The organism is Actinomadura luzonensis (assembly GCF_022664455.2).
In the GTDB taxonomy this organism is placed as follows: Bacteria; Actinomycetota; Actinomycetes; order Streptosporangiales; family Streptosporangiaceae; genus Nonomuraea; species Nonomuraea luzonensis.
This window is the reverse complement of record NZ_JAKRKC020000003.1, coordinates 328,301-346,296: the sequence shown is the minus strand read 5'-3', so window position 1 is coordinate 346,296 and position 17,996 is coordinate 328,301. Positions and strand designations below refer to the sequence as shown.

19 protein-coding genes are annotated in these 17,996 nt (G+C 72.9%); 10 read left to right on the top strand and 9 right to left on the bottom strand.

Annotated elements, in window-relative coordinates:
• Nucleotides 1-19 precede the first annotated feature (19 nt).
• The 3 genes from MF672_RS46635 (at nt 20) to MF672_RS46625 (ending at nt 2,145) form a co-directional block, all read left to right on the top strand.
• Nucleotides 20-445: a VOC family protein gene (locus tag MF672_RS46635; protein ID WP_242375591.1), complete on the top strand. Its 426-nt coding sequence runs from the start codon at nt 20-22 to the stop codon at nt 443-445.
• 63 nt (nt 446-508) lie between these two features.
• Entirely contained in the window at nt 509-1,234 is a 726-nt protein-coding gene (locus MF672_RS46630) for an MBL fold metallo-hydrolase (RefSeq protein WP_242375590.1), read from the top strand.
• A 98-nt stretch (nt 1,235-1,332) separates the two neighbouring features.
• Nucleotides 1,333-2,145, top strand: a complete 813-nt coding sequence (locus MF672_RS46625; protein ID WP_242375589.1) for a hypothetical protein — start codon at nt 1,333-1,335, stop codon at nt 2,143-2,145.
• Nucleotides 2,146-2,163: 18 nt separating this feature from the next.
• Here MF672_RS46625 and MF672_RS46620 read toward each other — a convergent pair whose 3' ends face one another.
• The 5 genes from MF672_RS46620 to MF672_RS46600 all read right to left on the bottom strand — a co-directional run bounded on the left by MF672_RS46620 (nt 2,164) and on the right by MF672_RS46600 (nt 6,652).
• Complete coding sequence (locus tag MF672_RS46620) at nt 2,164-2,907, bottom strand: DUF4097 family beta strand repeat-containing protein (RefSeq protein WP_242375588.1); 744 nt, start codon at nt 2,905-2,907, stop codon at nt 2,164-2,166.
• 119 nt (nt 2,908-3,026) lie between these two features.
• On the bottom strand, nt 3,027-3,866 hold the full coding sequence (locus MF672_RS46615) for an LLM class flavin-dependent oxidoreductase (RefSeq protein ID WP_242375587.1): 840 nt from the start codon (nt 3,864-3,866) through the stop codon (nt 3,027-3,029).
• A complete protein-coding gene (locus MF672_RS46610) occupies nt 3,863-4,693 on the bottom strand; it encodes a GNAT family N-acetyltransferase (RefSeq protein WP_242375586.1) in 831 nt (276 codons plus the stop codon). Before MF672_RS46610 ends, MF672_RS46615 begins: the two co-directional genes overlap by 4 nt.
• Nucleotides 4,694-4,821: 128 nt before the next feature.
• Nucleotides 4,822-5,169, bottom strand: a complete 348-nt coding sequence (locus MF672_RS46605; RefSeq protein ID WP_242375585.1) for an STAS domain-containing protein — start codon at nt 5,167-5,169, stop codon at nt 4,822-4,824.
• 34 nt (nt 5,170-5,203) lie between these two features.
• Complete coding sequence (locus MF672_RS46600; RefSeq protein WP_242375584.1) at nt 5,204-6,652, bottom strand: LCP family protein; 1,449 nt, start codon at nt 6,650-6,652, stop codon at nt 5,204-5,206.
• Nucleotides 6,653-6,732: 80 nt separating this feature from the next.
• Here MF672_RS46600 and MF672_RS46595 point away from each other — a divergent pair, with 80 nt between their 5' ends.
• A complete protein-coding gene (locus MF672_RS46595) occupies nt 6,733-7,752 on the top strand; it encodes a glycosyltransferase family 2 protein (protein WP_242375583.1) in 1,020 nt (339 codons plus the stop codon).
• An 8-nt stretch (nt 7,753-7,760) separates the two neighbouring features.
• Here MF672_RS46595 and MF672_RS46590 read toward each other — a convergent pair whose 3' ends face one another.
• Nucleotides 7,761-9,497, bottom strand: coding sequence for a CDP-glycerol glycerophosphotransferase family protein (locus MF672_RS46590; RefSeq protein WP_242375582.1), 1,737 nt, complete (start codon nt 9,495-9,497; stop codon nt 7,761-7,763).
• 83 nt (nt 9,498-9,580) lie between these two features.
• The gene (locus tag MF672_RS46585; RefSeq protein WP_242375581.1) at nt 9,581-10,306 is read right to left on the bottom strand and encodes an IspD/TarI family cytidylyltransferase; all 726 of its coding nucleotides are present in this window, start codon (nt 10,304-10,306) and stop codon (nt 9,581-9,583) included.
• Between the two features lie 111 nt (nt 10,307-10,417).
• On the opposite strand from MF672_RS46585, the gene MF672_RS51165 reads away from it, so the two are divergent.
• The 6 genes from MF672_RS51165 (at nt 10,418) to MF672_RS46560 (ending at nt 16,166) form a co-directional block, all read left to right on the top strand.
• The gene (locus MF672_RS51165) at nt 10,418-11,836 is read left to right on the top strand and encodes a CDP-alcohol phosphatidyltransferase family protein (protein ID WP_254723830.1); all 1,419 of its coding nucleotides are present in this window, start codon (nt 10,418-10,420) and stop codon (nt 11,834-11,836) included.
• The gene (locus tag MF672_RS51160; protein ID WP_254723829.1) at nt 11,833-12,471 is read left to right on the top strand and encodes a DUF5941 domain-containing protein; all 639 of its coding nucleotides are present in this window, start codon (nt 11,833-11,835) and stop codon (nt 12,469-12,471) included. Before MF672_RS51165 ends, MF672_RS51160 begins: the two co-directional genes overlap by 4 nt.
• Before the next feature lie 78 nt (nt 12,472-12,549).
• Nucleotides 12,550-13,284, top strand: coding sequence for a phosphocholine cytidylyltransferase family protein (locus MF672_RS46575; protein WP_242375580.1), 735 nt, complete (start codon nt 12,550-12,552; stop codon nt 13,282-13,284).
• Between the two features lie 28 nt (nt 13,285-13,312).
• Nucleotides 13,313-14,353, top strand: coding sequence for an iron-containing alcohol dehydrogenase family protein (locus MF672_RS46570; protein WP_242375638.1), 1,041 nt, complete (start codon nt 13,313-13,315; stop codon nt 14,351-14,353).
• Nucleotides 14,331-15,098 carry a CDP-alcohol phosphatidyltransferase family protein gene (locus tag MF672_RS46565; protein WP_242375579.1) on the top strand — a complete coding sequence of 256 codons (768 nt, stop codon included), beginning with the start codon at nt 14,331-14,333 and terminating at the stop codon, nt 15,096-15,098. Before MF672_RS46570 ends, MF672_RS46565 begins: the two co-directional genes overlap by 23 nt.
• Nucleotides 15,099-15,281: 183 nt before the next feature.
• Nucleotides 15,282-16,166, top strand: coding sequence for a glycosyltransferase family 2 protein (locus MF672_RS46560; RefSeq protein ID WP_242375578.1), 885 nt, complete (start codon nt 15,282-15,284; stop codon nt 16,164-16,166).
• A gap of 41 nt (nt 16,167-16,207) precedes the next feature.
• Here the strand turns inward: MF672_RS46560 and MF672_RS46555 are convergent, their stop codons facing one another.
• Nucleotides 16,208-16,921, bottom strand: a complete 714-nt coding sequence (locus MF672_RS46555; protein WP_242375577.1) for an acetoacetate decarboxylase family protein — start codon at nt 16,919-16,921, stop codon at nt 16,208-16,210.
• A gap of 61 nt (nt 16,922-16,982) precedes the next feature.
• Entirely contained in the window at nt 16,983-17,948 is a 966-nt protein-coding gene (locus MF672_RS46550; protein WP_242375576.1) for a glycosyltransferase, read from the bottom strand.
• Nucleotides 17,949-17,996: the final 48 nt, after the last annotated feature.

Sequence of the window (17,996 nt, the reverse complement as noted above, 5' to 3'; positions counted from 1 at the left end):
ATTCTCGTAGGGTGGCGGCGTGGATGGCGGGGAGATCGCGCCCGGCGGCGCCGGGGTGCTGCATCACGTCGAGATCTGGGTGCCCGATCTGGGGCGGGCGGTCCGGAGCTGGGGGTGGCTGCTGGAGTCGCTGGGTTACCGGACGTTCCAGGAGTGGCCGGACGGGCGGAGCTGGCGGCTCGGGGAGACGTACCTGGTGCTGGAGCGGTCGCCGGCGCTGAGCGCCGACCGGCACGACCGGCGCCGTCCCGGGCTGAACCACCTGGCCTTTCACGCGGGCGGCCGGGCCGAGGTGGACGCCCTGACCGCGCGGGCCCCGGCGCACGGCTGGACGCTGTTGTTCCCCGAGCGCCATCCGCACGCCGGCGGCGAGCGCCACTACGCCGCCTATTTGGCGGACGAGGATGGCTTCGAGGTCGAACTCGTCGCAACGGGAAAAGGCTGAAATGGGCCTGTATCCCGTTAATGGGGTGTGAGATTCTTCGGAACGGAACCACGGGGGGCGGTATTGAGCAAGGTCACCTTTCTGGGGACGGGGAATTTCTGCGGCGTCGAGCGCTACTGGAACGGTTTCGTCCTCGACGATCACATTCTGGTCGAGCCGTCGCCCACCGTGGTGCCGCACCTGCGGCGCTGCGGCATCGACGTGGCCGGCATCGACGTCGTGGCCATCTCGCACTTCCACGCCGACCACACCTTCGGCTGGCCGTTCCTGCTGCTGGAGCTGCTGCACCGGCACCGCGCGACGCCGGTCCACGTGGTCGGCCCGCCGGGGGTGGCGCGGTTCCTCGAAAGGATGATGGACGTGGCCGGCGTGCTCGGCATCCACGAGGAGGCGCACGAGAAGCTGGACCTCCGCTACGTCGAGGTCGACTGCGGGCGGCAGGAGGCCGGCCCGCTGCGGTTCCGGGCCGTGGAGGTCGACCATGTGGCCCATCTCGACTGCTACGGGTACGTCTTCGAGCGCGAGGGCGGCCTGACCGTCGGGTACTCGGGCGACACCCGGCCGGGGGCCGGGCTGGACGCGCTCGCCGCCGCCAGCGACACGCTGATCCTGGAGTGCAACGGCCCGCACCACCCGGCCGCCGGGCACATGGACGTCGAGCACGTCGAGGCGTTGCGGAGGCGGTTCCCTGACGTGCCGTTCGTCCTGACGCACCTGGGGCCCGAGGTCGAGGCGGGGCACATCGAGCGCTGCGTGGTGCCGGAGGACTTCCAGACCGTGGAGATCTAGCAGGTCAGCCAGTCGCGATTGCCGGTGGGCGGTCAGGAAGGGCTGTTAAGGTCGTTCCCGTTCTCTTGGACACGTCAAGATTCCGGCATGGGAGGGTCATGGGAACCACGGGGAAGATCGCTGTCGTCACCTCGGTGCTCGCGGCGGCGGTGACGGCGGCCCCGGCGGCGGGCGCGCAGGCGGCGGCTCCGGCCTTCGCGGCCTACCACAACGTGAGCGCCGCGCAGAGCGTCCAGAAGGTGAGCGCGCTCAAGGAGCAGGGTTTCCGGCCGCTCACGGTAAACGTTTCGGACGGGGAGCGGTACGCGGCCGTCTGGGTCAAGGGCGGGTCGTCGCAGTGGGGCATCTGGCAGGGCATGTCGGCCTCCGGGTACCAGAAGCGCTTCGACGCGGCCGTGAAGGAGGGCGCCCAGCCGGTGTCGGTGTCCGCGACGGGCCCGGCCGGGTCGGCGGTGTTCACCGCGGTCTTCGAGAAGAAGGGCGGCAAGTTCTACGCCCGGCACAACCTGACGGGCAGCCAGTTCGCCGCGGCCAACAAGTACGCGACGGGCCAGGGGCTCATGCTGTCGTCGGTCGACGCGTACGGCACGGCGGACGACGTCCGCTACGTCGCGGTGTGGACGCCGAACCCGGGCGGGGCCTGGTACTACACCTACGGCAAGAGCCGCGAGCAGCACGAGGCCGAGTTCTACGCCAAGAAGGAGAAGGGCTTCCGGCCGGTCAAGGTCGCGGTCGCGCCCGACGGGACGTACACGGCCGTGTGGCGCAAGGACGGGCTCAAGTCCTGGGCGCACTACGTGGACATGAGCGCGTCGGGCTACCAGGCCCGCTTCGACCAGCTCAAGGCCAAGGGGCTGTACCCCGTCCAGGTCAACGCCGAGGGCGGCAAGTACGCCGCCGTCTGGGAGTAGCGGCCACGGCCTGCGCCGTCATCGCGCCAGCACGCGCACGTCCCCCGTGCCGCTGCGGGCGTCGATGGCGGCGGCGGCCTTCGGGTCGTTCTTGACCGAGGAGGTGGCGGTGCCGTCCGTGCTGCGGGCGGTCACCGCGTACGAGCCCTTCGGCACGGTCGCCGTCACCCGGCCGTCGGCCGAGCGCAGGTCCAGGTCGGCCGGGGCGGTGACGAACGAGACGTCGATCGCGCCGTCCGCGGTGCGGCAGCGGACGGCCGCCGAGCGCAGGCCGGAGCCGGTGATCGGGCCCTCGCTGCGGAGGCGTAACCGGCCTGACGCGCCGGTCACCTCGATGCGCTCGCGCGAGACCGCGTCCACGTCCTGCGGCAGGTCCTGGAGGATCACGCCGTCCTCGGCCTCGACCGAGACGCGCACGGCGGGCGGCACCCGGACGTGGTAGCGGGCCCCGCAGTCGCCGACGACCATGTTGCAGTCGGCGCCGAGCCGGAGCACGCCGTCGCGCAGCGACCAGGTGGCGTTGCCGTCGCGGGCCGCCTTGCCGCGGACCCAGCGCTCCACCTGCACCGAGCCCGCGGAGCCGGGCAGGACGCGGACGCCGCCCAGCGTGGAGACGATCCTCAGCTCGGTGCCCGCCGTCACAGGGAACGCGCGGGCCGAGCGGACCTCCTCGGCGTCCAGGTCGAGAGCGCAGCCGGCCGCGGCGAGGGCGGTGACGACGGCGCAGGCCGATGATGCTGCCAGCGCAGCGAGTCGTGTCATGCCGTCGATCGTGGCCGAGCGCGCCCGGCCCCCCATCGGCCATCCGGCCGACCCCCCTCGTCCATTCGGCCACCCCGCCCCCGGACGCGCCCGCCCCCGCGCGGGCGGCCACGGCGCGGCTAGAGGGCCGCGAGCAGCGCCTCGACGTGGGCCAGCGGGTCCACCCGGTCCAGGGGGCGCACCACCACGGTGTCCGCCCCCGCCGCCGCCAGCGCCTTGATCCGGGCCGCGGCCTGCCCGGCCGTCCCGGTCGCCATCGCCAGGTCCTCCGGCGCCACCCCGAGGAACGCGGCCTGCCCCTCGATGAGCGCCCGGTCGACGGTGTGGGCGTCGCCGACGCCGAGGAAGGTGAACACCACCACCTCGTGCCCGTCGCCGCCGCCGATCAGCCCGCGCATGGCGGCGAGCCGGTCCGGGCCGATCCCTTCGGGCAGGATCGTGCCCTCCGCCACCCGTCCCGACAGCGCCAGCGACCGCGGCCCCTTCACCCCGGCCAGCACCGGCGGCACCACGGACGGCGGGTGCACGAGCGAGACCCCGTCCAGCCGGACCTCCCGGCCCTCCAGGGTCACCCGCTCGCCCCGCAGCAGCGCCCGAACCGCCGTGATCGTCTCCCCCAGCAGCGCCAGCGGCGAGGCCGGCGCGGCCCCCACCTGGGCCATCCACTCGCTCACGCCGTGCCCGACGCCGGCGGCGAGCCGCCCGGGGTGCAGCCGGGCCAGGTTGCCCAGCTCCATGGCCAGCAGCATCGGGTTGCGCAGGGGCGCGGGGGTGATGCCGACGCCCACCCGCAGGCGGGAGGTGGCCGCGAGGGCGGTGGCGGCCGAGGTGAGGCCCCCGGTCCAGCCTAGGTCCTCGACCACCCACAGGTCGTCCACGGACGTCCGGTCGAGCGCCTGGGCGAACGGCACCAGCCGCTCGGGCGGCAGGTCGCGGTCGAACATCACGCCAAGTCTCACGTCTTCCTCCAGTAGTAGCGGAACACCCGGCCGACCACCGAGTATCCGGCACGGAGGAAGGCGTTGGCAGAGGGGACGTTGCCGGCGTCGGTGGCGGCGGCCACGCGCGGCAGCCCGGCCTCGGCGAGCGTGCGGGTGCCGCGGGCCAGGAGGTCGTCCACGTAGCGGCGGCCCCGGTGCTCGGGGACGACGCCGATGTAGGCGATGGAGTAGTCGTCGGGGGCGACCAGGCCCACCGGGGAGTCGCCGAGGTAGCCGATCACGAACCAGCCGGGCTTGCCCTTGCGGGCGGTCAGGTCGTCGTACATCCAGCGGGCCTCGGCGGCCTCGCCGCTGCGGGCGACCTCGACGCGGGTGTCGTGGTCGAGCGAGCCGCGCGAGATGCGGACGAGCAGGTCGATCACCTCGGCGGCGGGCAGCCGGCGGGCCGGCCGGTACGTCAGCCGCCCGGGGTCGGGCGGCAGGTCGGTGCCGGCCGTCCACTCCAGCGCCAGCCGCTCGACCGCCATCTCGAACCCGGCCAGGGTCAGGGCCTCGTGCTCGACCGCGCGGTCCACGTCGGGGGTGAGTCCGGGCTGGAGGGGGATGTCGCAGATGATCTTGTCCAGGCCCATCGCCGCGCGGCTGCGGCGCAGCAGGCCGGCGGCGGCGACCGGGTCGGGGCCCGGGTCGAACTGCCACACGACCGCCGGCGGCGCGCCGGGGAAGGGCGCCCAGTAGGCCAGGCGGGCCTGGCCCTCGGCGAAGCACCACTCGGGCCGCGTCCTGCCCTCGTCGCGGGCGGCGGCGAGCTGGGACCGTCCGGGTTCGGGGAACCGCTCGAACACCGTGAAGCCTCCACACCTCCGCGGGGGCCGCCCGGCAGGCGCGCCCCGCACGAACATGACGATGTCCATGCAGCGCGCGCCGGAGGCGTTTTATGCCGCGTTCGGTGCCGGCGGGTGGCGCAGTGGTGTCACGCGGCGGCGCCGAGTGCGCTCCTGGCCGCCGTCATCGAGTCCGTGGTCTCGAAGTGCCGGTCGAGGTTAGTGATCGTCAACAGGTGCTTGATCATGCCGGGCGCCAGCACCAGGATCATGCGCCCGCGCATGTGCTGGATCTGGTTGAGCGTGGCCACCAGCACGCCCAGCCCGACGGAATCGCAGAACGGCACCTCCGTCAGATCGAGAACGAGATTAGGGGGGTCCGCCTCGGCGATGGCCTGCTCCAGCTCGGCGCGGAGCCGGGGCGCGGCGGCCACATCGAGATCGCCGACGACGTGCAACACAGTGCAGGGGTCCTCCCGCCAATACCTGACCACCATGGGTGTCACCTGCCCGACATGCAGAGAGATATACCTATTTCTTACATATGTTCTGCATTGCCGTTTTGGTGGTTGGTGTAACGCCGGGTTTCGCAGTTGGAACCGTTGACGACTTCTGTTTCAGGATTTTCGGCTGGTCGCTGCCCACGATGACCTCGACGCCCTTCACGTCCGCCTTCTTCAGCTCCGCGCCCGGGATGGCGGCGGCCACCACGCGGGCGGCGGCCTCCTGGCCCTCGGCGTAGCGGACCAGCGTCTTCTTGTAGTCCTTCTTGGAGGTGTTGCCCGGCTCGTCCGGGACCTTGAAGCCGTAGTCGACCAGCGCCGTCTTCGTGCGGGCGCCGAGGCCGGTGATGAGCGTGCCGTTCTTGACCGTGACCGTGATCGCGCCGGGCGCGAGCGCGGACGGCCTGGCCGACGGCGTGGCGGCGGCGCTGGGCGTCGGCCTGGAGAGGTCCTGGTCGCCGTCGATCCTGGCGAACAGGTCCTTGGCCGCCTGCTTGTCCCACAACACCGCCGACTCGCCCGTGGGCGCGTGGAAGTTGACGTCGGCCAGCGGCACGTCGGCGAAGCTCACGTCCTGCAGCGAGACGTCGCGCATCTGCGTGGCGAGGTCGACCAGGCCGTCGTCCGGGTCGACCTTGACCGTGCTCAGGGTGGAGTTGACGAAGGAGGCCAGCTTGGCCGGGTTGCTCAGTGTGTCGGCGCTCAGCGCCCGGTTGAGCAGGGCCGAGATGACCTGCTGCTGGCGGTCGATGCGGTCGAGGTCGGAGCGGGCCGTCGCGCGGGTGCGGGCGTACATGAGGGCCTGCACGCCGTCGAGCTGGTGGGTGCCGGCCGGCAGGTTGAGCGCGATCTTCGGGTCGTTGATCGGCACCGGCGTGCACACGGTGACGCCGCCCAGGGAGTCGACCACGTCGATGAAGCCGAGGATGTTGACCTCGATGTAGCGGTTGATCCGCAGCCCGGTGGCGGCCTCGACGGTCTGCTTGGCGAGCTTGGGGCCGCCGAACTGGTACGCCGAGTTGATCTTGTGCTCGCCCTTGCCCGGGATCGTCGTCCAGGTGTCGCGCGGCAGGCTCACGACGGTGACCTTGCGGTGGTCCTCCGACAGGTGGATGACCATCATCGTGTCGGTGCGCTGGCCGACCTCGCGGCCCAGCTTGAGCCGGTTCTGCTGCTGGCGGGTGAGGTCGTCGCGCTTGTCGACGCCGACGAGCAGGATGTTCTCGGCGCCGCCGCTCGCCACGGGCTCGGTGACGCCCGCGTCGACCGTGCCGATCTGGCGCGGGGTCGCCCACACCACGCCCGTGGTGACCAGCACGCACGTGGACAGGAACCCGGCGACCAGCACGTTGCGCCGCCGCGCCTTGGCGCTGCGCCTGGGCGGCCGGCGGGCACGGGCCGGCGCGAGCCGGACGCCCCCGTAGGCGTCCCCGCCCACGAGCACTCCGGCGTCCTCCTCCTCGCCCGGGTCGCGCATCCCGTCCCCCTCATGTCACCCCGGGGATCGGGCCTTCGATTGCCCGACTCCCTCGCCGGTACAGTAGCGTGAGCCCCGCCATGAAGCAGTTCCCCGACTCGCCGCACGCGCCGGCGGAGACGCGCGGCTGGCCCCCCATCTCCGTCATCATGCCGGTCCTCAACGAGGAGCGGCACCTCCGCGAGGCCGTCGACATGGTCCTCGCGCAGCACTACCCCGGTGAGATCGAGGTCGTGCTCGCGGTGGGCCCGTCCCACGACCGCACCCAGGAGGTCGCCGACGCCATCGCGGCGGCCGACCGCCGGGTGACCGTCGTGCCCAACCCGACCGGCCGCACCCCCAACGCGCTCAACGCCGCGATCGCCGCCTCCCGCAACGGCATCGTCGCCAGGGTCGACGGGCACGCCATGCTGCCCCCCGACTACCTGCGCATCGCGGTCGAGACGCTCGCCGAGACCGGCGCCGACAACGTCGGCGGGGTCATGGCGGCGGAGGGCGTCAGCCCCTTCGAGCAGGCCGTGGCCTGCGCCATGACCTCCAAGATCGGCGTGGGCGCCGCCGCCTTCCACGTGGGCGGCACGGCGGGCCCCGCCGACACCGTCTACCTCGGCGTCTTCCGCCGCGCCGCGCTCGACCGGGTGGGCGGCTACGACGAGCACTTCCAACGCGCCCAGGACTGGGAGATGAACCACCGCATCCGCCAGAGCGGCGGCCTGGTGTGGTTCCAGCCGCGCATGCGGGTCTCCTACCGGCCGCGGCCCAACGTCAGGGCCCTGGCCAAGCAGTACTTCCACTACGGCCGCTGGCGGCGGGTGGTCGCCCGCACCCACGAGGGCACGATCAACCTGCGCTACCTCGCGCCGCCCGCCGCGGTGCTGGCCATGATCCTGGGGCTGGTCGTCTCGCCGTTCCTCCCCCTGGCGCTGATCGTCCCCGGCGGCTACGCCGTCGCGATCGTCGCCGGCTCGGCGCTGACCGGCAGCCACCTGCCCCTCCCCGCCCGGCTGCGGCTGCCGCTGGTGTACGCCACCATGCACTGCTCCTGGGGCTGGGGCTTCCTCACCAGCCCGCGCAAGCTGGCCCGGCCACCCGGCTCATGACCCCGCGCTCATGACTCCGCGATGACCCGCTCCACGGCCGCGCTGAAGCGGGTCATCGCGTCCGGGTACTCCGGCCCGAGCAGGTAGCTGCGCAGCTTGATCCGCGCCCGGGCCAGGGTGTCCTCCCCGTCCAGGAACTCCGCGAGGCCGGCCAGGTCCTCGCCCAGCAGCACGCCCGCCTCGGTGCTCGGATAGCGCTCGTGGAAGGCGCGCTCGGGCAGCCCCGCGACGTTCGTCACCGCGTACGGCTTCTCGCTGGCCAGGAAGTCGGCGACCACGCTGGAGATGTCGCTGATCAGCAGGTCGCACTGGTTGAAGCACTCGTACAGGTGCGGCTGCGGGCCGGTGACCACCAGGTGCCGCACGCGTGTCCCGCCCGCCTCGGCCCGCGAGGGGTGCCGGGCCTTCGACTCGGCCAGCTCGGCCGCCTCCATCATCGCGACGATCCTGCGGTGCGCCCGCAGGGCGGCCTTGTCGCGGTGCCCGGTCAGCGGGTGCGGCTTGTAGATCACCCGCAGCGGCGGGTCGTGGTCGAGCAGCGCCCGCACCAGCCGCGGGCCCATCGTGATCAGCGAGGTGTGGAACAGGTCGTCGTTCCAGCCCTCCCAGGTGGGGGCGTAGAGCACGGTCCGGTGCGGCAGGCCGGGCCCCTCGGTGGAGATGCCCTGCAACTGCGGGCGGCCGACCTCGTGGATGCACTCGTCGCGCACGCCGACCTTGGCGCGCCGGTAGCGGTCCCGCCCGGCCGGCCCGGCCACCCACACCTCGTCGTAGACCCGCGAGAACGGGTTGAACGACGCCTCCTTGTCGCTGTCGCCGTGGTTGAGGAAGGCGCTGCGCAGCGTCGGGATGCGCAGCATGTGGACGTTGCGGCCGACGTTGGAGACGTACAGGCAGAGCTTGGCGCTGAACAGGGCGCGGAAGCTCATCAGGTCGGCGGCAGACGGGATGCACACCATCGGCAGCGACGACGGCTCCAGGTGCTGGGCCATGCCGCGCTCCCGCAGCACCACGATGGCCCGCCGGTTCAGGCGCTCCAGCACCGGCAGCCACATCCGGGCCTGGTAGGCGGCGGCCGTCGCGCCGGAGAAGTACAGGATGACCTCCGGGCGGTGGGCGGCCACCTGCTCGCCGACGACCTCGATCACCCGCGCCCGGTCGGTGAGGGGGCGGGCGCGGCGCACGTACGGGACGAGCGCGAACGCCCCGGCCAGGCCGGCGGCGAGCGCCACCGCCGCGCCCCAGCAGGCCGCCACCGCGCCCTGCACGGCCGCGAGGACGGGCAGCGCGTCCAGGTAGAGGAAGCGCATGCTGCGCGGGTCGCGCAGCCAGCCCGGCGGCATCCTGGGGATGCGGAGGGCCGACACGTCGAGGTTGCGCGTGGTGATCGGCATGTGGGCGAGCGTCTGCCGCAGCCGCAGCGCCAGCCCGGTGTGCGCGGCCCGCACCCCGTGGACGCCGAACATCGCGACCGCCAGCGCCACGAACCACGCCGAGCCCGCCCCGGCGGTGCGTGCCACCAGCAGCAGCGCCGCCGTCTCGCGGGCCGCGAAGCGCAGCGTGACCCCGAGGTGCACCCGGCCGGGCAGCTCGGCGGCCCGCCTGGCCAGGCGGGGAGCGGCGTACTCGGCGGCGTACGACGCCAGCGCCACCGCCCCGAACACCAGCGGCGCCGGCCACAGCGCCGCGACCAGCAGCGCCGGATAGCAGCCCAGCAGCGCCGCGAGCACGATGAGTCTCCTCATGTGATCGCACGGTAACAAGCGCCGGGTCAAGCGCCGTCCACGCCACCGTCTGTCGTGTGCCCTGATGGCGGCGGATTGGCCCCTTATGCCTCGGCGGCCAGCTTGAACAGCAGCTCGGCGATGCGCAGGTCGGCCGGATGGGTGACCTTGATGTTGCGCTCGCTGCCCGCCACCAGGTGGATCGGCACCTCCGGCAGGTAGCGCAGCACGACCCCGCAGTCGTCGGTGGCCGGGCGGCCGGCGAACTCGGGGTCGGCCAGCGCCCGCTCGTACGCCTCGCGGATCACCGACAGCTTGAAGCACTGCGGCGTCTGGCTGCGCCGCAGCAGCGCCCGGTCCAGCACCTCGCCGACGACCTCGCCGCCCGGCCCGGGCGCGGCCACGAAGACCGTGTCGGAGCTCGGGATCGCCACGTTGACGGCCCGGTGGGTGCGGAGGGCTGCGACGCACTCGGTGATGATCCTGGGCTCCAGGAGGGGCCGTACGGCGTCGTGCAGCAGCACGTCGCACTCCTCGGTGCCGAGCGCCTGCAACGCCCGCCACGTGCTCTCCGTGCGGCTCGCGCCCCCCTCCACGATCTTGCTCACCTTGCGGTAGCCGCCTCGCTCCACGATCTCCCGCGCCCGGGCGGTGTGACCCGGCGTCATCAGCACCACGATCTCGTCGATCTCCGGCGCGCCCTCGAAGACCGCCAGCGAGTGCTCCAGGATCGTCCTCCCCGCCACCTCGACGAGCTGCTTGGGCAGGGCCAGGCCCACCCGCTGCCCCACCCCGCCCGCGAGGAGCACGCCAACCGACCGTGAATCCATACGGCGAGGGTAACGGTCCTGTTCCGTGATATCGCGTTGACCGGTCGCTACGCTGAGGCTACGCACCCCCCAGTCCACGCACTCCCGCCCGACCGGTAGGAGACCTGCGCTTTGCCCGACTCGTTGACCACCCGCGACCCCGCGGCCACGGCGGTCGTCCTGCTCGCCACCACCCCGGCGAGCCGGCTCTCCTGCCCGCACGGCACGCTGCTCGACCGTCTCGGCGGCCAGCTCGACACCCTGCCCGTCGGCGAGGTGCAGGTGCTGACGCCCGGCGGCGGCCTCGGCGCCGACCTCAGGGGCGTCGCCAAGATCGCCAGGACCGCCGTGAGCGCGGTCGCGCTGCTGCCCGCCGACCTCGTGGCCCACACCGAGGCGCTGGCGCTGCTGCTGGAGCACCCCGCGCACGACACCGGCGCGCTGGTCTCGCTGGAGGCCACCCCCGGCCCGCTGCGGCCGCCCGTCCGCGCCGAGGCCGGCACGGTCGTCGCCGCCGGCAGCTCGTTCCACATCGTGCCCGAGGCCAACGCCACCTTCCGCGGCCTGCTCCAGACCGCCCGGCCCGACCTCGGCACGCTCGCCGAGGTCGCCGAGGAGCTGGCCGAGCTCGCCGACGGCGGCAAGCTCGGCCCGGTCACCCCTGTCGAGGCCGTCGACCTGCTGCTGGTCGGCCTGGTGCGCAGCGGCGTGAAGGTCCGCGCGGCCCCGCTCGGCCCGCTGCACGCCGACCGGGTCACCGGCCAGCACGCCGCCGACGTGGCGATCGAGCGGCTGGCCGAGGTGGACGAGGACCGCGTCAGGCTCGACACCTCGGTCAAGGACGACGACGGCTTCTTCGCCACCTTCTTCGTCTCCACCTGGACGCGCTACCTGATCAAGCCCGCCGCCCGGCTCAAGCTCACCCCCAACACGGTCACCGGCGTCTCGATCGGGCTGGCCGCGCTGGCGGCCGTGTGGTTCTCGGCCGGCACCCCGGGCGGCCGGCTGCTCGGCGCGGCGCTGTTCTACCTGTCGTTCGCGCTCGACTGCCTGGACGGCCAGCTCGCCCGCTACACCCGCACGTTCTCCCCGCTCGGGGCCTGGGTGGACGGCATGGCCGACCGGCTGAAGGAGTACGTCGTCTACGCCGGGCTCGCCTTCGGCAGCCCCGACCCCGGCATCTGGCGCCTCGCCGTGGCCGCGATGATCCTCCAGGCCGTCCGGCACGCCCTCGACCACTCCTTCGCCGGCGCCCTGGCCGACGCCGCCGGCGACGGCGTGTCCTGGGCGCGCCCGGCCCGCTCGCTCCGCGAGTCGGCCGACGCCGCCGCGCCGCGCGGCCTGCTCGCGCTCGCCCGGCGGGTCGAGCGGCTGCCGGTGGCGCGCTGGCTGAAGCGCATGATCGTGCTGCCGATCGGCGAGCGGACCGCGCTCGTGTGCGTCACGGCCGCGGGGTGGGGGGCGCGCACCACGTTCACGGCGCTGCTGCTCTGGGGCGGCGTGGCGGCGACGTACCAGCTTCTCGGACGGATGGCGAGGTCCGCGCGATGACGATCCCGGCGGGCAGACCCGTGCACATGGCGCCCGTGCCCGCGAGCGCGGTCGTCGCCTACCGCGACGACGGGCCGCTCTCGCGCGCCATGGGCCTGCTCGTGGCGGGGCAGCTCCCGCCGCTGCCGCCCGTGCTGGCCGGCACGTTCGTCACCGGCGTGCTGCTGCTGCTCGGCGTGGCGGGCACCGACGGGCTCGCGGTGTTCGCGCCCGCCGTCACGCTGCTGCTGGCCGGGCCCGGCAGCACCCACCCGCACGACGGGCGGCTCGACTGGCTGGTGCCGCCGATCCTGCGGGTGATCGAGTACACGTTCGTGGCGGCCGTCGGGTTCGCCCACGGGCTGCACCCGCTGCTGATCCTGGTGCTGCTCGGCGCGCTGGCCTTCCACCACTACGACCTGGTCTACCGGCTGCGGCAGCGCGTCTACCCGCCGTCCTGGCTGGCCACCGCCGGGCTCGGCTGGGACGGCCGGATGATGGTGGTCTCCCTGGTCGCGCTCATGGGGCCGCTGACGATCGGGTACGCGCTGCTCGCCCTCTACCTGTGGGGGCTGTTCGGCTGGGAGAGCGTCACCTGCTGGCTCGCCGCGCCGCGCTCGGGAGTGGATGCGGCCGAGATGGAAACGCAAGACTAACGCCGGATTACCCGCGGAGGGGCCAAAGGCAACTAACCTTTGGCCCACACGTAGTCATGCTCGACTGAGGAGTGCACGTTGCTGGGAATGGTGCTGGCCGCTGGGGCCGGACGACGCCTGCGGCCGTACACCGACACGCTGCCCAAGGCGCTCGTGCCGGTCGACGGCGAGACCACGATCATGGACATCTCGCTGCGCAACCTGGCCGAGGTGGACCTGCGGGAGATCGTGATCGTCGTCGGTTACGCGGCGCAGGCCGTCCACGAGCGCAAGGCCGGATTCGAGAAGAAGTACGGCGTCACGCTCACCCTCGTGCACAACGACAAGGCCGAGGAGTGGAACAACGCCTACTCCCTGTGGTGCGCCCGCGACTACTTCGCGCAGGGCGCGCTGCTGGTCAACGGTGACACCGTGCACCCGGTCTCGGTCGAGAAGACGCTCCTGTCCGCCCCGGAGACCAGCGACATCCTGCTCGCCGTCGACAACGTCAAGAAGCTCGCCGACGAGGAGATGAAGGTCACGCTCGACGCCGGCGGCTCGCTGCGGCGCATCACGAAGCTGATGGACCCGGCCGAGGCGTACGGCGAGTACATCGGCGCCACGCTGATCCGGCCCGGCGCCGCCGCCCGGCTGGCCGACGCGCTGCAGGCCACCTTCGAGCGCGACCCGCAGCTCTACTACGAGGACGGCTACCAGGAGATGGTCGAGCGCGGCGAGACCATCCACGCCGCGCCCATCGGCGAGGTCGACTGGGTCGAGGTGGACAACCACGACGACCTGGCCAAGGCCCGCACCATAGCCGTCCGTTACTGAGGAGGCGGGCATGCCGCTTCTGGCGAGGATGTTGCCGGCGCCGCTGACCATGCAGGTCAGGCGCGGCGCCGTCGCGGAGCTGGGCGCTCTGCTGGCCGACACCCGGGTGGCGACCTCCGGCCGGGTCGCCGTCGCCGTCGGGCCCGGGCAGGGCGACCACATCGAGAGCCTGATCGCTCCGCAGCTCGACGAGGCCGAGGTGTTCCGGGTGTCCGACGGCACGGTCGACGCGGCCGTCTCGCTCGGCGCCGACCTGCGCAAGAGCGCCTACGAGGTCGTCGTCGGCGTCGGGGGCGGCAAGACCATCGACGCCACCAAGTACGCCGCCTCGCTGGCCGGCATCCCCATGGTCGCGGTCGCGACCAACCTCTCCCACGACGGCATCTGCTCGCCCACCGCCTCCCTCGTCTACGAGGGCGGCAAGGGCTCCTTCGGGGTGCCGATGCCGCTGGCCATCCTGGTCGACCTCGACTTCGTGCACGCCGCGCCGCGCACGCTGGTGCGCGCGGGCGTCGGCGACGTGGTCAGCAACCTGTCGGCGATCGAGGACTGGCAGCTCGGCAACGTCGAGCGCGGCGAGCCCATCGACGGCCTGGCCTGCTCGATGGCGCGCACGGCGGCCGAGGCGCTGATCGGGCGCGGCGACGGCATCGAGTCCGACGCGTTCCTGACCGTGCTGGCCGAATCCCTGATCCTGTCGGGCATGTCGATGGTCATCGCCGGTTCCTCGCGGCCCGCGAGCGGCGGCGACCATGAGATCCTTCATGCCGTGGATCAGCTCTTCCCCGGCACCTCCAACCACGGCGAGCTCGCCGGCATCGGCGCCGCCTTCTGCTTCTTCCTCCGCGAGGACGACGCCCGCGTCCGGCAGGTCGTCTCCTGCCTGCGCCGGCACGAGCTGCCCGTCGTGCCGGCCGACATCGGGCTGAGCGAGGAGCAGTTCGCCGAGGCGGTGGCGCTGGCGCCGGCCACCCGGCCCGGCCGCTACACGATCCTGGAGCACCTTCGCATGCAGGACACCGAGATCCGCGATCGGGTGGGGGACTATGTCCGGGCCTTCGGTAGCTGAGCTGCGCCGGGTCGCCCAGCCGCCCGGCCACCTGGAGCGCAGGAACGGCGAGCACTGGGCGGGCGTGCTCTACATGCGCCGCCTGTCCATATACGTCACCTGGCTCATGGCGAAGACCCCCGTCACGCCCAACCAGCTCACCTGGGTGATGACGGTGGCGGGCGTGCTGGCCGGGTTCGTGATCGCGCTGCCCGGCCTCTGGGCGGCCGTGGCCGCCGCCCTGCTGATCCAGGTCTACCTGCTGCTCGACTGCTCCGACGGCGAGCTGGCCCGCTGGACCGGCCGCACCTCGCTGGCCGGGGTCTACCTCGACCGGGTGGGGGCGTACTTCGCCGAGGCGGCGCTGCTGGCCGGGCTCGGCTGGCGGGCCTCGGCCGTGCTGCCCGACTGGTACACCGTGCTCGGGGTCGGCGGGGCGCTCGGCGCGATCCTCATCAAGGCCGAGAGCGACCTGGTGGAGGTGGCCCGCGCCAAGGGCGGGCTGCCGCCGGCCGGCGAGTCGGGCGCGGTACAGTTCCGTTCCGGGCTGCTCGGGCTGGGGCGCCGGATTCTTTCCGCCACCAAGTTCCACCGCATCGTGCAGCCGATCGAGCTGTCGCTGCTGGCCCTCGCGACGGCGGTGATCGACGCGGTCCGCGGCGACCTCGCCGCCACGCGGGTGCTGGTGGTGGCGTGTTTCGTCGCGGCTTGCCTACAGGTCGTCCTGCATTTGGTCAGCATCCTGGCGTCGAGGCGGCTGGCGTGATCCGATGTCGGAACCGGAGGGTCCCCTCGTCCGTCGTATTGATCGGACGTCCGCCGTTCGGTGGGGGTTCACCCCCGGTTCCGATACGCTTAGCTCACCCTAGATTCAGGACAATGCGACCAGACTCGGTGATCATGAAAGAATGCTCCGCCCGTGTTCTCAACGCGTCAGGACAGTGATTCGTTGAAGATCTCGTGCGTCATCCTCACCATGGGCAACCGGGTCGCGGAGCTGAACCGGGCGGTCGAGTCCGCGCTCAACCAGATCGACGGCGACGTCGAAGTGGTGATCGTGGGCAATGGCGCCGACGTGCCCGAGGTGTCGGCGACGCCACCCGAGGGGTCGTCCGCGGTCGTGAAATCGATCCGGCTCGACCGTAACACCGGCATCCCGGCCGGCCGCAACCGCGGGGTGGAGGAGTGCTCCGGCGACGTCGTGCTGTTCCTCGACGACGACGGCTGGTACGCCGACCAGAAGGTCGTCGCGCACGTCCGCGACCGCTTCGCCACCGAGCCCGACCTCGCGGTCATCTCCTTCCGGGTGATGGACCCCGACGGCGGCATCGGCCAGCGGCGGCACGTCCCCCGGCTGCGCGCGGGCGATCCGCAGCGCTCCTCGCCGGTCACCACGTTCCTCGGCGGGGCCTCGGCCATCAGGCGCTCGGCCTTCCTCCAGGTGGGCGGCCTGCCCGAGCGGTTCTTCTACGCCCACGAGGAGACCGACCTCGCCTGGCGGCTGCTCGGCGAGGGCTACCGCATCGAGTACGACGCCGAGACGGTGATGTACCACCCGCAGGTGCCGCCCACCCGGCACGCGGAGTTCTACCGGCTCAACGCCCGCAACCGGGTCTGGCTGGCCCGCCGCAACCTGCCCTGGCCGCTGGCGGTGCTCTACCTGACCAACTGGGTCGTGCTCACCCTCATCAGGGAGCGCCGCTCGCCGCACGCGATCAAGGCGTGGTTCCGCGGCTTCGCCGAGGGGCTGCGCACGCCCGCGGGCGAGCGCCGGCCGATGGCCTGGCGCACGGCGTGGCGCATGGTCAAGCTCGGCCGCCCGCCCATCGTCTGACCGCCTGCCCGCGCGGCCGGCCGCGCGGCGTCTGATCGTCCTCAGGCCGGGGACGCCTCGCCGAAGGTCATCTCGGCCCGCGCGATCGTCGTGCTGAACATCGCCCGCTTGGGCAGGCCCAGCTCGCTCAGCTCCTTGGCGATGGGATGGTTGCCCAGGCGGATCAGCGCGCCGCTGGGCCGCAGCCGCGCCCCGCGGGCCCGTACGGACCAGGGCACCCGGCGGGTGACGCCGTCGCGGTGCGTGTAGGCGTCCATGGGCGCCATCGCGGTCGCGCCCGGCACCGGGACACCCGGTTTGACCAGCATGTCGAGCACCAGCCGGTCGTCCTTGCGCAGCACGCACCGCTTGTACGGCGACCTGAGCCGCAGCTCGATGTCCGCCAGCTCCTTCGGGAACCCCCACAGCGTGCGCCCCGCCTCCAGCGTGAACCCCTGGTCCACCGGCAGCCAGTGCACGAACACCCCGGCCCGCCGCAGGTCGGCCGGCCCAGGGGCGCCCGTCGCGCCGGGCGGCCGCACCAGGAACGCCATGCCGAACTCGTGGTAGGTGTCGAGGTCGCCGTCGCGGTAGTCGACGAACATCAGCACGCAGACGGCCTTGCCGGGCAGCGCCTCGGCCACGTCGAGGCCGGAGTAGGCGATCACCGCCCGCGCGGCGTCGGCACGAACCGGGTAGAAGGCGCTGCAGACCTCAGCGTCCCTCACCCGGACGGGGAACCCGACCGTCCGGCCCTGGATCAGTTGCGATGCCATGGCTCCAGTACATCAACCCCCACGCCGCGCCGCCATTCCCGCCGCGCCCCTCCTGCCTACCTCAGACCGCGAGCGCGTGGGCCGTCGTGCGGCCCGCCCAGGACTCGGCGCGGCGCGCGAACTCGGCCGCGTGGTCCGGCCAGTGGTGGCGGAGGCGCGCCTCGGCGTGGCCCAGCGCGCCGAGCCTGACCCGGCGCGAGGGGTCCTCCTTGAGGTCGAGGACGGCGTTCGTCACGGCGTCCACGTCCAGGGGCACCACGACGCCGCAGCCGGCGCCCTCCACCAGCGCCGCGCCCTGCGGCGTGGTGATGACCGGCAGGCCGCGGCCCATGTAGTCCATGATCTTCGTGGGCCGCCAGGTCACGGTGGCGTCCGCCAGCGACAGCCCGGCCAGCGCGCCCTCGGCCATGCGCAGGGCGTGCCGGAGCGGCACGTAGCCGAACCAGTCGAGCAGGCCCACGCGCTGCGCGTCGCGCAGCAGCGGGCGCACGTCGCGCTCGGCCGGGCCGATGAGGTCGAGCCTGATGCCGTGCGGCACCAGGCGCTCGGCCAGGCCGATCAGCTCCGTCACGCCCCGGTCGGCGGCCAGCCGGCCGATGTGCACGACCCTGGCGTCGCCGGGCGGGGGCGGCTGGGCCGCGACGAACGTGGCCTCGGGGACGATCTCGGGCGTGATCAGCCGGTGCCGGCGCCCGGCGCGGGCGAGGCGGCGGGGGCCGACCTGCTCGCGTACGTCCCAGACGACCGGAGGACGCCGGTAGGGCAGCGCCTGCAGCAGCCGGTGGTCGTGGGTGATCAGCAGGTCCGCGTCCTTCAGGCCGCGCCTGAGGGCCGCGCGGGCCTTGCCGTAGGAGGCCCGGCGGGGCACGTCCACGGCGGTGACGCCCATGGCGGGGGTCACGTTGTAGTAGGTGAACGGCGCGACGTAGGTCACCTCGTGGCCCGCGTCGAGCAGCGCCCGGATCTGCCGGTGCATGATCCGGGCGTCCTCGGGATGGTGGACGGTCGTGGCGACACATGCGCGCATGTGTCGATGCTCCGCGCCTCCCAGGTCAAAGGCGTTAATGCGGGTGGA

Excerpts from the sequence above, each read along its gene's own strand:
- MF672_RS46605 (WP_242375585.1), bottom strand. The coding sequence starts at position 5,169 with ATGGTGGTCAGGTATTGGCGGGAGGACCCCTGCACTGTGTTGCACGTC.
- MF672_RS46550 (WP_242375576.1), bottom strand. The coding sequence starts at position 17,948 with ATGCGCGCATGTGTCGCCACGACCGTCCACCATCCCGAGGACGCCCGG.
- MF672_RS46585 (WP_242375581.1), bottom strand. The coding sequence starts at position 10,306 with ATGGATTCACGGTCGGTTGGCGTGCTCCTCGCGGGCGGGGTGGGGCAG.
- MF672_RS46625 (WP_242375589.1), top strand. The coding sequence starts at position 1,333 with ATGGGAACCACGGGGAAGATCGCTGTCGTCACCTCGGTGCTCGCGGCG.
- MF672_RS46590 (WP_242375582.1), bottom strand. The coding sequence starts at position 9,497 with ATGAGGAGACTCATCGTGCTCGCGGCGCTGCTGGGCTGCTATCCGGCG.
- MF672_RS46595 (WP_242375583.1), top strand. The coding sequence starts at position 6,733 with ATGAAGCAGTTCCCCGACTCGCCGCACGCGCCGGCGGAGACGCGCGGC.
- MF672_RS46565 (WP_242375579.1), top strand. The coding sequence starts at position 14,331 with ATGTCCGGGCCTTCGGTAGCTGAGCTGCGCCGGGTCGCCCAGCCGCCC.
- MF672_RS46600 (WP_242375584.1), bottom strand. The coding sequence starts at position 6,652 with ATGCGCGACCCGGGCGAGGAGGAGGACGCCGGAGTGCTCGTGGGCGGG.
- MF672_RS46620 (WP_242375588.1), bottom strand. The coding sequence starts at position 2,907 with ATGACACGACTCGCTGCGCTGGCAGCATCATCGGCCTGCGCCGTCGTC.
- MF672_RS46555 (WP_242375577.1), bottom strand. The coding sequence starts at position 16,921 with ATGGCATCGCAACTGATCCAGGGCCGGACGGTCGGGTTCCCCGTCCGG.
- MF672_RS51160 (WP_254723829.1), top strand. The coding sequence starts at position 11,833 with ATGACGATCCCGGCGGGCAGACCCGTGCACATGGCGCCCGTGCCCGCG.
- MF672_RS46570 (WP_242375638.1), top strand. The coding sequence starts at position 13,313 with ATGTTGCCGGCGCCGCTGACCATGCAGGTCAGGCGCGGCGCCGTCGCG.